This is a genomic window from Klebsiella sp. CN_Kp088 (genome assembly GCF_040064335.1).
Taxonomy (GTDB): Bacteria; Pseudomonadota; Gammaproteobacteria; order Enterobacterales; family Enterobacteriaceae; genus Klebsiella; species Klebsiella aerogenes.
The window spans coordinates 80,399-92,281 of record NZ_JBEAIQ010000023.1; the positions used below are offsets into that span (position 1 = coordinate 80,399).

At 59.1% G+C, this 11,883-nt stretch carries 11 protein-coding genes; 10 read left to right on the forward strand and 1 reads right to left on the reverse strand.

The window, feature by feature from the left end:
* From nuoI to nuoN, 6 genes are all read left to right on the forward strand, one after another.
* Positions 1 to 543, forward strand: a complete 543-nt coding sequence (gene nuoI / locus ABLV08_RS13680; RefSeq protein ID WP_015365590.1) for an NADH-quinone oxidoreductase subunit NuoI — start codon at positions 1 to 3, stop codon at positions 541 to 543.
* Between the two features lie 11 nt (positions 544 to 554).
* The gene (nuoJ, locus tag ABLV08_RS13685) at positions 555 to 1,109 is read left to right on the forward strand and encodes an NADH-quinone oxidoreductase subunit J (RefSeq protein WP_015365591.1); all 555 of its coding nucleotides are present in this window, start codon (positions 555 to 557) and stop codon (positions 1,107 to 1,109) included.
* Complete coding sequence (gene nuoK, locus ABLV08_RS13690; RefSeq protein ID WP_004865088.1) at positions 1,106 to 1,408, forward strand: NADH-quinone oxidoreductase subunit NuoK; 303 nt, start codon at positions 1,106 to 1,108, stop codon at positions 1,406 to 1,408. The genes nuoJ and nuoK overlap by 4 nt, the downstream gene beginning before the upstream one ends.
* Positions 1,405 to 3,246 (forward strand): NADH-quinone oxidoreductase subunit L, encoded by a 1,842-nt coding sequence (gene nuoL / locus ABLV08_RS13695; protein ID WP_015706160.1) that lies wholly within the window; start codon positions 1,405 to 1,407, stop codon positions 3,244 to 3,246. Before nuoK ends, nuoL begins: the two co-directional genes overlap by 4 nt.
* A 169-nt stretch (positions 3,247 to 3,415) precedes the next feature.
* Entirely contained in the window at positions 3,416 to 4,945 is a 1,530-nt protein-coding gene (gene nuoM / locus ABLV08_RS13700; protein ID WP_015365593.1) for an NADH-quinone oxidoreductase subunit M, read from the forward strand.
* 6 nt (positions 4,946 to 4,951) lie between these two features.
* Entirely contained in the window at positions 4,952 to 6,409 is a 1,458-nt protein-coding gene (gene nuoN, locus ABLV08_RS13705; RefSeq protein WP_015365594.1) for an NADH-quinone oxidoreductase subunit NuoN, read from the forward strand.
* Between the two features lie 57 nt (positions 6,410 to 6,466).
* Here nuoN and rnz read toward each other — a convergent pair whose 3' ends face one another.
* Entirely contained in the window at positions 6,467 to 7,387 is a 921-nt protein-coding gene (rnz, locus tag ABLV08_RS13710; RefSeq protein ID WP_116299834.1) for a ribonuclease Z, read from the reverse strand.
* A 56-nt stretch (positions 7,388 to 7,443) separates the two neighbouring features.
* On the opposite strand from rnz, the gene ABLV08_RS13715 reads away from it, so the two are divergent.
* The 4 genes from ABLV08_RS13715 (at position 7,444) to menH (ending at position 11,876) form a co-directional block, all read left to right on the forward strand.
* Positions 7,444 to 7,905 (forward strand): GNAT family N-acetyltransferase, encoded by a 462-nt coding sequence (locus tag ABLV08_RS13715; protein WP_116299835.1) that lies wholly within the window; start codon positions 7,444 to 7,446, stop codon positions 7,903 to 7,905.
* A gap of 173 nt (positions 7,906 to 8,078) precedes the next feature.
* Positions 8,079 to 9,374: an isochorismate synthase MenF gene (menF, locus tag ABLV08_RS13720; RefSeq protein WP_032715033.1), complete on the forward strand. Its 1,296-nt coding sequence runs from the start codon at positions 8,079 to 8,081 to the stop codon at positions 9,372 to 9,374.
* A gap of 76 nt (positions 9,375 to 9,450) precedes the next feature.
* Complete coding sequence (menD, locus tag ABLV08_RS13725; RefSeq protein ID WP_015706156.1) at positions 9,451 to 11,121, forward strand: 2-succinyl-5-enolpyruvyl-6-hydroxy-3-cyclohexene-1-carboxylic-acid synthase; 1,671 nt, start codon at positions 9,451 to 9,453, stop codon at positions 11,119 to 11,121.
* Positions 11,118 to 11,876: a 2-succinyl-6-hydroxy-2,4-cyclohexadiene-1-carboxylate synthase gene (gene menH, locus ABLV08_RS13730; protein ID WP_348855951.1), complete on the forward strand. Its 759-nt coding sequence runs from the start codon at positions 11,118 to 11,120 to the stop codon at positions 11,874 to 11,876. The genes menD and menH overlap by 4 nt, the downstream gene beginning before the upstream one ends.
* Positions 11,877 to 11,883: the final 7 nt, after the last annotated feature.

Here is an 11,883-nt window from a genome sequence, read left to right on the forward strand (position 1 = left end):
ATGACCTTAAAAGAATTATTGGTAGGGTTCGGCACCCAGGTCCGCAGTATTTGCATGATCGGGATGCACGCCTTCGCCAAACGTGAAACTCAGATGTACCCGGAAGAGCCGGTATATCTGCCGCCGCGCTATCGTGGCCGTATCGTGCTGACGCGCGATCCGGACGGTGAAGAGCGCTGCGTTGCCTGTAACCTGTGTGCGGTAGCCTGCCCGGTTGGCTGTATTTCTCTGCAGAAAGCAGAGACCAAAGACGGCCGCTGGTACCCGGAGTTCTTCCGCATCAACTTCTCACGCTGCATTTTCTGCGGCCTGTGCGAAGAAGCGTGCCCGACCACGGCGATTCAGTTGACCCCGGACTTCGAACTGGGCGAATACAAACGTCAGGATCTGGTGTACGAAAAAGAGGATCTGCTGATTTCCGGTCCGGGCAAATACCCGGAATATAACTTCTACCGGATGGCGGGTATGGCAATCGACGGCAAAGATAAGGGCGAAGCGGAAAACGAAGCTAAGCCAATCGACGTCAAGAGCCTGTTACCGTAAGGAGAGGGGCAATGGAATTCGCTTTTTATATCTGTGGCCTGATAGCCATCCTCGCAACCTTGCGGGTCGTCACCCACACCAATCCGGTGCACGCGTTGTTGTACCTGATCATTTCGCTGTTAGCGATTGCCGGGGTGTTTTTCTCGCTGGGCGCTTACTTCGCCGGTGCGCTGGAAATCATCGTTTACGCCGGGGCCATTATGGTGCTGTTCGTGTTCGTGGTGATGATGCTCAACCTGGGCGGCACCGAGATCGAACAGGAACGCAAATGGCTGCAGCCGGGGATCTGGATTGGCCCGGCCATCCTTTCCGCGGTGCTGCTGGTAGTTATCGTTTACGCCATCCTGGGCATTAATGACCAGGGTATCGACGGCGCGGCGATCAACGCCAAAGAAGTGGGTATTGCGCTGTTTGGGCCGTACGTCCTGGCGGTGGAGCTGGCCTCCATGCTGCTGCTGGCGGGCCTGGTTGTCGCCTTCCACATTGGCCGCGAAGAGCGCGCCGGTGAGGTGCTGAGCAACCGCGTGAATGACAGCGACAAAAGAAAAACGGAGGAACACGCATGATCCCCTTAACACATGGACTGATCCTCGCCGCCATCCTGTTTGTGCTCGGCCTGACTGGTCTTGTGATCCGCCGCAATCTGCTATTTATGCTGATTAGCCTGGAAATCATGATTAACGCCGCCGCGCTGGCATTCGTGGTCGCGGGAAGCTACTGGGGCCAGACTGATGGTCAGATTATGTATATCCTCGCCATCAGCCTCGCGGCTGCGGAAGCGAGTATCGGTCTGGCGCTGCTGCTGCAGCTCCATCGTCGCCGCCAGAACCTGAACATCGATTCAGTAAGTGAGTTGCGTGGATGAACATGCTTGCCTTAACCATTCTTCTGCCATTGATTGGCTTTGTGCTGCTGGCCTTCTCCCGCGGACGCTGGTCGGAAAATCTTTCCGCCACCGTTGGGATGGGGTCGGTAGGCCTGGCGGCGCTGGTGACGGCGTACGTCGGCGTCGACTTTTTCGCTAACGGCAAACAGGCGGTCAGCGTACCACTGTGGAACTGGATGTCGGTCGGTGATTTCAACATCGGCTTCAACCTGGTGCTGGATGGCCTGTCTCTGACTATGCTCTCCGTGGTAACCGGCGTCGGCTTCCTGATCCACATGTTTGCCTCCTGGTACATGCGCGGCGAAGAGGGCTACTCTCGCTTCTTCGCTTACACCAACCTGTTTATCGCCAGCATGGTCGTTCTGGTGCTGGCCGATAACCTGCTGTTGATGTACCTGGGTTGGGAAGGCGTGGGTCTCTGTTCGTACCTGCTGATCGGCTTCTATTACACCGATCCGAAGAACAACGCCGCGGCGATGAAAGCGTTCGTGGTCACCCGCGTCGGCGACGTGTTCCTCGCCTTCGCGCTGTTCATTCTTTATAACGAATTGGGCACCCTGAACTTCCGTGAAATGGTTGAGCTGGCGCCGCAGCACTTCGCAAACGGCAGCACCACGCTGCAGTGGGCGACGCTGATGCTGCTCGGCGGCGCGGTCGGTAAATCCGCTCAGTTGCCGCTGCAAACGTGGCTTGCCGATGCGATGGCGGGCCCAACGCCGGTCTCTGCGCTGATCCACGCGGCTACCATGGTGACCGCGGGCGTGTACCTGATTGCCCGTACCCACGGCCTGTTCCTGATGACGCCGGAAGTGCTGCATCTGGTCGGTATCGTTGGCGCAATCACGCTGGTGCTGGCGGGCTTCGCCGCGCTGGTGCAGACCGACATCAAACGTGTGCTGGCTTACTCGACCATGAGCCAGATTGGCTACATGTTCCTCGCGCTGGGCGTGCAGGCATGGGACGCAGCGATCTTCCACCTGATGACGCACGCGTTCTTTAAAGCGCTGCTGTTCCTGTCGTCCGGTTCGGTGATCCTCGCCTGCCATCATGAACAGAACATCTTCAAGATGGGCGGCCTGCGCAAATCCATTCCGCTGGTTTATGTCTGCTTCCTGGTGGGGGGCGCGGCGCTGTCCGCTCTGCCGCTTATCACCGCAGGCTTCTTCAGTAAGGATGAGATTCTGGCTGGCGCGATGGCCAACGGTCATATCAATCTGATGGTAGCGGGCCTGGTCGGCGCCTTTATGACCTCGCTGTATACCTTCCGTATGATTTTCATCGTGTTCCACGGTAAAGAGCAAATTCACGCGCATGCAGGGAAGGGGATTACCCACCATCTGCCGCTGATTGTGCTGCTGATTCTGTCCACCTTCGTTGGCGCGCTGATTGTGCCGCCGCTGGAAGGCGTACTGCCACAGACCACTGAGCTCGCTCACGGTAGCGTGATGACGCTGGAAATGACCTCCGGGATTATCGCTATCGCCGGCATCCTGATCGCCGCATGGCTGTGGCTGGGCAAACGTACGCTGGTGACTTCCATCGCCAACAGCGCGCCTGGCCGCTTCTTCGGCACCTGGTGGTTCCATGCCTGGGGCTTCGACTGGTTATACGACAAAGTGTTCGTCAAACCATTCCTCGGCATTGCCTGGCTGCTGAAGAGCGATCCGCTGAACTCGTTGATGAATATCCCGGCGATTCTGTCCCGCTTCGCAGGCAAAGGTCTGCTGGTGAGCGAGAACGGCTATCTGCGCTGGTATGTGGCTTCAATGAGCATTGGCGCGGTGGTGGTGCTGGCTCTGCTGATGGTACTGCGTTGATTTGAGCGCGCGGTTTTGCCCGGTGGCGCTTTGCTTACCGGGCCTACGAAACCGTAGGTCGGGTAAGCGAATCGCCACCCGACACAACAAATCGCCCTCAAACGTGAATGTAGTCGAATTCGTTGAAAATCGGTCCTGAACGGGACTTTAACAAGGAATAAAAATCGCCATGTTATTACCCTGGCTAATATTAATCCCCTTTATTGGCGGCTTCCTGTGCTGGCAGACTGAACGCTTTGGCGTGAAACTGCCGCGCTGGATCGCGCTGATTACCATGGGACTGACGCTGGTGCTTGGCCTGCAGCTGTGGATGCAGGGCGGCTATTCTCTGACGCAATCCGCGGGGATTCCGCAGTGGCAGTCGGAATTCGTGCTGCCGTGGATCCCACGTTTCGGCATTAGCATCCATCTGGCGATTGACGGTCTGTCGCTGCTGATGGTGGTGCTGACCGGCCTGCTCGGCGTGTTGGCGGTGCTCTGTTCCTGGCGCGAAATCGAAAAGTACCAGGGCTTCTTCCACCTCAACCTGATGTGGATCCTGGGCGGCGTCATCGGGGTATTCCTCGCCATCGACATGTTCCTGTTCTTCTTCTTCTGGGAAATGATGTTGGTGCCGATGTACTTCCTGATCGCGCTGTGGGGGCACAAAGCCTCTGACGGTAAAACGCGTATCACGGCGGCCACCAAGTTCTTCATCTATACCCAGGCGAGCGGTCTGGTGATGCTGATCGCCATTCTGGCGCTGGCATTCGTCCACTTCAACGCCACCGGCGTGTGGACCTTCAACTATGAAGAGCTGCTGAAAACTCCGATGTCTCACGGCGTGGAATACATGCTGATGCTCGGCTTCTTCATCGCCTTCGCGGTGAAAATGCCGGTAGTACCGCTGCACGGCTGGCTACCGGACGCCCACTCCCAGGCGCCGACGGCCGGTTCCGTCGACCTCGCGGGCATCTTGCTGAAAACCGCGGCCTACGGTCTGCTGCGCTTTGCGCTGCCGCTGTTCCCGAACGCCTCCGCCGAGTTTGCGCCAATCGCCATGTGGCTGGGCGTGATCGGTATCTTCTACGGCGCGTGGATGGCCTTCGCCCAGACCGATATCAAACGTCTGATTGCTTACACCTCCGTTTCCCACATGGGCTTCGTGCTGATTGCTATCTACACCGGTAGCCAGCTGGCTTATCAAGGGGCGGTGATTCAGATGATTGCCCACGGTCTGTCCGCGGCGGGTCTGTTCATTCTGTGCGGCCAGCTGTACGAACGTCTGCACACCCGCGATATGCGCCAGATGGGCGGCTTGTGGAGCAAAATTAAATGGCTGCCGGCGATGTCGATGTTCTTCGCTGTCGCCACCCTGGGGATGCCGGGCACCGGTAACTTTGTCGGCGAATTTATGATTCTGTTCGGCAGCTATAAAGTGGTGCCGGTGATTACCGTTATCTCGACCTTTGGTCTGGTATTCGCTTCCGTTTACTCGCTGTCGATGCTGCATCGCGCCTACTTCGGTAAGGCGAAAAGCGAAATCGCGACGAAAGAGCTGCCGGGGATGTCCCTGCGTGAACTGTCTATCATCCTGCTGCTGGTGGTGCTGCTGGTGCTGTTGGGCTTCTTCCCGCAGCCGATTCTCGACACCTCGCATGCTGCGATGAGCAACATTCAGCAGTGGTTTGTTAATTCTGTTTCTACTACAAGGCCGTAATTCGCCATGACAATAACTCCACAACAACTGATCGCACTGCTACCGCTGCTGATCGTCGGCTTGACGGTGGTGGTTGTGATGCTCTCCATTGCGTGGCGACGCAATCATTTTCTCAATGCCACGTTGTCGGTTCTCGGACTAAACGCCGCGCTGGTCTCGCTCTGGTTTGTTGGTCAGAACGGGGCGATGGACGTCACCCCGCTGATCCGCGTTGACGGTTACTCGATGCTCTATACCGGGCTGGTGCTGTTGGCGAGCCTCGCGACCTGTACTTTCGCCTACCCATGGCTTGAGGGTTACAAGGACAATAAAGAAGAGTTCTACCTGCTGGTGCTGATCGCCGCGCTGGGTGGCATTCTGCTGGCCGGCGCCAATCACCTGGCCTCGTTGTTCCTCGGTATCGAATTGATTTCGCTGCCGTTGTTCGGCCTGGTCGGTTACGCCTTCCGCCAGAAACGTTCGCTGGAAGCGAGCATCAAATACACCATCCTCTCCGCGGCAGCCTCGTCTTTCCTGCTGTTCGGTATGGCGCTGGTGTATGCGAATTCCGGTAACCTGTCCTTCCTCGCGCTGGGCAAGAGCCTGGCTGACAACGCGCTGCACGAGCCGCTTCTGCTGGCGGGCCTCGGTCTGATGATCGTCGGTCTTGGCTTTAAACTGTCGCTGGTGCCGTTCCACCTGTGGACGCCGGATGTATACCAGGGCGCGCCTGCGCCGGTATCCACCTTCCTGGCGACCGCCAGCAAGATTGCCATCTTCGGCGTGGTGATGCGTCTGTTCCTGTACATGCCGGTGGGCGACAGCGAAGCGGTACGTGTGGTGCTGGGCCTGATCGCCTTCGCCTCTATCATCTTCGGTAACCTGATGGCGCTGAGCCAGACCAACATTAAGCGTCTGCTCGGTTACTCTTCCATCTCACACCTCGGCTATCTGCTGGTGGCGTTAATCGCCCTGCAGAGCGGCGAAATGTCGATGGAAGCCGTTGGCGTCTATCTGGCCGGTTATCTGTTCAGCAGCCTCGGCGCGTTCGGCGTGGTCAGCCTGATGTCCAGCCCGTACCGCGGTCCGGATGCTGACTCGCTGTTCTCCTACCGCGGTCTGTTCTGGCACCGTCCGATCCTGTCGGCGGTAATGACGGTGATGATGCTGTCGCTGGCCGGTATCCCGATGACCCTCGGCTTTATCGGTAAGTTCTACGTGCTGGCCGTCGGTGTGCATGCGCACCTGTGGTGGCTGGTTGCCGCGGTGGTGATTGGTTCGGCGATTGGTCTCTACTACTATCTGCGCGTTGCCGTCAGCTTGTACCTGAGCGCCCCGGAGCAACTGAACCGCGATGCGCCGTCAAACTGGCAGTACAGCGCCGGTGGTATCGTAGTGCTGATCTCCGCGCTGCTGGTGCTGGTGCTCGGCGTGTGGCCGCAGCCGCTGATTAGTATCGTGCAGCTGGCGACGCCGCTGATGTAATCTGCGCTATAAATAAAAAAACCGCCGACTTGTCGGCGGTTTTTTTATGCCTGCGGTTTACGCCAGCCGATAGACCATAAAATCCTCCGCCAGTAGCGTATTGGCGAAAATCTCCCGGCATTCCGCCAGCATACGCAGGCAGCCTTCGGCATCGTAGCGCGAGCTAAAGTGGGTGGCGATTAGCGTGCCAACCCCCGCTTCTTTGGCAAGCGCCGCGGTTTGCTGACTGGAAGAGTGGCCACGGCTATTGGCTTTCTCCGCCATCGCCTGCTCAAGGGTGGTTTCGTGGACCATCACATCCGCGCCGCGCGCCATCTCCAGCGCCTGCCGGCAGGGGGCGGTATCGCCAAAAATGGCCAGCGTTTTACCCGGCGTCGATGGTCCCAGATAGCGGCTACCGTCGATGACCCGGCCATCTTCCAGTTCAACACGCTGGCCGAGCTTGAGCTTATGGAACAGCGGCCCCGGACGCACGCCATCGGCAATCAGTTGGGCGGCATCGAGCGTTCCGGGCTTGTCATGCTGTTCGATGCGGTAGCCGTAGCACTCCACCGGATGACTGAGCGGGTACGCGCTGACCCGATAGCCATCTTCGTCGAAGACCAGGCCGGGGCCGACTTCGATGATAGTGAGCGGATAATCGGTCCACGAGCCGCTCAGGCGCAGTGCGGTTTCGATAAATTCTTTAATCCCTTTTGGCCCGAAAACCGTCAGCGGCAGCGAATTTCCCTGCATCGAGCGGCTGCACAACAGGCCGGGCAGGCCGAACAGATGATCGCCGTGCAGGTGAGTGATGAAAATTTTATTCAGTTTGCCTGGGTGGTAAGGGGTATGGAGAAACTGATGCTGGGTGCCTTCGCCGCAGTCAAACAACCACATTTCAGCGCTGGTGGGTTGTTGCAAATTCAGTATTATCGACGTCATATTACGCGTACGGGTCGGCACGCCGGCGGATGTCCCCAAAAATGTTAATTCCATCGTCCAGTGTCCTCAGGCGAGTGGTAAAGCATCAGTATATCAATAAGGAGTCATAAATGATGACCTGGCAGGATTTACATCACAGCGAGCTCACCGTTGCTCAACTGTACGCCTTGCTGAAGCTGCGCAGCGCGGTGTTTGTCGTCGAACAACGCTGCGTCTATCAGGATATCGACGGCGATGATTTAGTCGGTGAGAACCGTCATCTGCTCGGCTGGCGCGACGGAGAGCTGGTGGCCTACGCGCGGATCCTCAAAAGCGAAGAGGAGTTCGAACCGGTGGTGATCGGTCGGGTTATCGTTAGCCCGTCCGTGCGCGGCGAGAAGCTGGGCTACCAGCTGATAGAGCAGGCGCTGGCCAGCTGCCGGCAGAACTGGCCGCAGAAGGCGATTTATCTTGGGGCGCAGGCGCATCTGCAGAAATTTTATGCCAGCTTTGGTTTTGTGCCGGTGACGGAGGTATACGATGAGGACGGTATTGCCCATATCGGTATGGCGCGTGACATCACAACTCATTAAGAAGCTAAATAGTAATAGCGTATCGCTATCAATTATCTATACTTTTCCTCCTGTAGCGAATCCAGTGGCTGGCGTTCGCCGGGCCTGTTAAGGTTCGCTCCCTCATGATGGGTACTGCTATTTATCGCAGCTACCCTTTATAATGTGGGGTTTTTAATTTCGTGGAGGTTCGCGTGCTGTCTGTTTCCACCGCGCTGGAAAGCCTGCTGGGCTGCCTGGCTGAAGATTTCCCTCCGTCACCCGGCACGCGAATTTTTGATATCCCATTCCCGTTAAACGACGCCTTCGACCCGTTACTGTGGTGCGCGCATCAGCCGTGCTGGCCGCAATTCTACTGGCAGCAGCGTAACGGCGATGAAGAGCTGGCGGCGCTGGGGGCAGTAACCACCTTTGCCTCTTTGTCCGCGGCACATGATTTTTTATGCGCGCAGGGGCGGGAAGATCTGCGCATCAGCGGGCTGAATGCGTTCGATCCGCTGCAGGGTCATCTGTTTCTGCCGCGGCTGGAGTGGCGCCGCCTGGGCGGCAAAGCGACTTTACGGCTGGTGGTACACAGTGTGACCTCGCTGCAAGACGACGCGGCCGCCGCGCGGGCGTTTCTCCAATCATTAAATAGCGAGCAGGCGACGGCGGCATCGATGCCGCCGCTGCAAAGCGAGCAGCATGCGCCGGAATACCCGCAGTGGCGCGAGCTGATTACGCAGGCGACGCAGGTAATCGGCGCCGGCGAAATGGATAAGGTTGTGCTGGCGCGGGTCACGGATTTACGCTTTAGCGCGCCGCTGCAGGCGTTTGCCATTATGGCGGCCAGTCGGCGCAGCAATCTTAACTGTTTTCACTTCCTGATGGCCTTTAGCCCACAGCAGGCGTTTCTCGGCTCCACGCCGGAACGGCTGTGGCGGCGACGCGGCGCGCTGCTGCGCACCGAAGCGCTGGCGGGCACCGTCGCTAATCATCACGATGACGCCCGGGCGCAGCAGTTGGCCGATTGGCTAATGAAAGACGATAAAAACCAGCGGGAAAATATGCTGGTGGTGGAGGATATCTGCCAGCGTTTGCAGGGCGAGTCGCCGACGCTTGACGTTCTGCCGCCGCAGGTCGTACGCCTGCGTAAGGTGCAGCATCTCCGGCGCTGTATCTGGTGCGAACTGGCTGAGCCTGACGACAGCCGCTGTCTGCTGCAGCTGCAGCCTACCGCCGCGGTGGCGGGGCTGCCGCGCCAGGCGGCGCTGGCGTTCATCCGCCGCCATGAGCCTTTCACCCGCGAATGGTATGCCGGCTCCGCAGGTTATCTTTCACTGGCGCAAAGCGAGTTTTGCGTGGCGCTGCGTTCGGCAAAAGTCGAAAACGACACTCTGAGGCTGTATGCCGGGGCCGGTATTGTCAGCGGATCTGACCCGCAGCAGGAGTGGCAAGAAATAGAAAATAAAGCGGCGGGATTACGAACGTTATTACTTTCAGAAACGTAGAGAGACGACGTATATCAAAACGGCGCAACTCTGCCTTATCTATACTTAGCATCAATATTTGATACCGGACAATTTCATGTCAGTAAGCGCATTTAACCGACGCTGGGCGGCGGTGATCCTTGAAGCTTTAACCCGCCACGGCGTGCAGCACATTTGCATTGCCCCAGGCTCGCGCTCGACGCCCTTAACCCTGGCGGCGGCGGAAAACCGCGCTTTTATTCATCATACTCATTTTGACGAACGTGGTCTTGGCCACCTGGCGCTGGGACTGGCGAAGGCCAGCCGCCAGCCGGTGGCGGTGATTGTGACCTCCGGAACCGCAACTGCGAATCTCTATCCGGCGCTGATTGAAGCGGGCCTGACGGGTGAAAAACTGATCCTGCTGACCGCCGACCGCCCGCCGGAGCTTATCGACTGCGGCGCCAATCAGGCCATCCGCCAACCGGGAATGTTTGCTTCTCATCCTGCGCAGACCGTTTCTTTACCGCGTCCTTCGCAGGATATTTCCGCCCGCTGGTTGGTCTCGACCATCGATCAGTCGCTGGGCGAGCTGCATGCCGGCGGGGTACATATCAACTGCCCGTTCGCTGAGCCCCTGTATGGCGATATGGACGATACCGGGCTAGAGTGGCAACAGCAGCTCGGCGACTGGTGGCAGAGCGATAAGCCCTGGCTGCGTCAGGCGCTGCAGATGGAGAGTGAGAAACAGCGCGACTGGTTCTTCTGGCGGCAAAAACGCGGCGTAGTGGTCGCGGGCAGGATGAGCGCCGCGGAAGGTAAAAAAGTGGCTGAATGGGCGCAGACACTCGGCTGGCCGCTGATTGGCGATGTCCTGTCGCAGACCGGGCAGCCGTTGCCGTGCGCCGACCTGTGGCTGGGCAACGGTAAAGCGGTCAGCGAACTTGCGCAGGCGCAAATCGTCGTGCAACTCGGTAGCAGTCTGACCGGCAAACGCGTGCTCCAGTGGCAGGCGACCTGCGAGCCGGATGAATACTGGCTGGTGGATAATCTGCGCGGTCGCCTCGATCCGGCGCAGCACCGCGGTCGCCGTCTGCTCTCAAGCGTTGAACGTTGGCTCGAACTGCATCCGGCGGAGAAACGTCAGCCGTGGGCGACGGTGATCCCGCAGCTTGCCGGGCAGGCGTGGCAGGCCGCGGTCGCCAGCAACGAGCCTTTTGGCGAAGCGCAGCTGGCGCAGCGCATTCGGCGCTATTTGCCGGATCAGGGACAGCTGTTTGTTGGCAACAGTTTAGTGGTACGCCTGATAGACGCGCTGGGGCAACTGCCGGCGGGTTATCCGGTCTACAGTAATCGCGGCGCCAGCGGCATCGATGGCCTATTGGCGACCGCCGCCGGCGTGCAGCGGGCGAGCGCCCGGCCTACGCTTGCGATCGTCGGCGATCTTTCGGCGTTATACGATCTCAACTCGCTGGCCCTGCTGCGCCAGGCGTCGGCGCCGCTGGTGCTGATCGTGGTCAATAATAACGGCGGGCAGATTTTCTCTATGCTGCCGACGCCGCAGGACGAGCGCCGCCAGTTCTATTTAATGCCGCAGGACGTGGATTTCAGCCACGCGGCGGCGATGTTCGGTCTGGCTTATCACCGCCCTGATGACTGGCAGTCGCTGGATGAGGCGCTGGCAGGCGCGTGGCGCCGCGCCGGGGCGACGGTGATTGAGCTGGCGGTTAACGAGACCGACGGTACGCAGACCCTTCAGCAACTGCTGGCGCAGGTAAGCCGCCTGTGACGCTCAACGCGGCGGTTGAAAGCGGCCAGCCGGGTTATCCCTGGCTGGTATTCCTGCACGGCTTTTCCGGAGACCGCGACGAGTGGCGTACGGTTGGCGAAGCGTTTCCGGCCTGGCCGCGGCTGTATCTCGATCTGCCGGGGCACGGTGGATCGGCGGATATCGCGGTTGATGGCTTTGCCGGGGTTAGCGAATTACTGCAGGCTACGCTAAATAGTTACAACATCCTTGATTATTGGCTGGTAGGCTACTCCCTGGGCGGCCGGGTGGCGATGAACTTCGCTTGCCAGCCGCGCGCGGGCCTGCGCGGCCTGATCGTTGAGGGCGGACATCCGGGCCTACAGGACGAAGTGTCGCGGCAGGCGCGGCGCGGCAACGATAGCGCCTGGGCGGAACGTTTTCGCCGCGAGCCGTTAGTGCAGGTCTTCGCCGACTGGTATCAGCAGCCGGTTTTCGCTTCGCTGAATGCGGCGCAGCGCGCGTCACTGGTCGCCCTACGTCGCCGCAATAACGGCGCTACGCTGGCGGCGATGCTGGAGGCGACCTCCCTTGCCCGGCAGGGCGATTTGCGCCCGTCTCTGCAGGCTCGCGATTTTCCTTTTCACTACCTGTGCGGCGAACGCGACGCCAAGTTTCGCGCTATCGCGCAAGCGCTCGCCGCCGATACCCATATTATTCACCATGCCGGACACAACGCGCACCGGGACAACCCCGAGGCGGTGATTGCCTGTCTGGCGCAGATTCTGGCAAGTTAACTGAAGG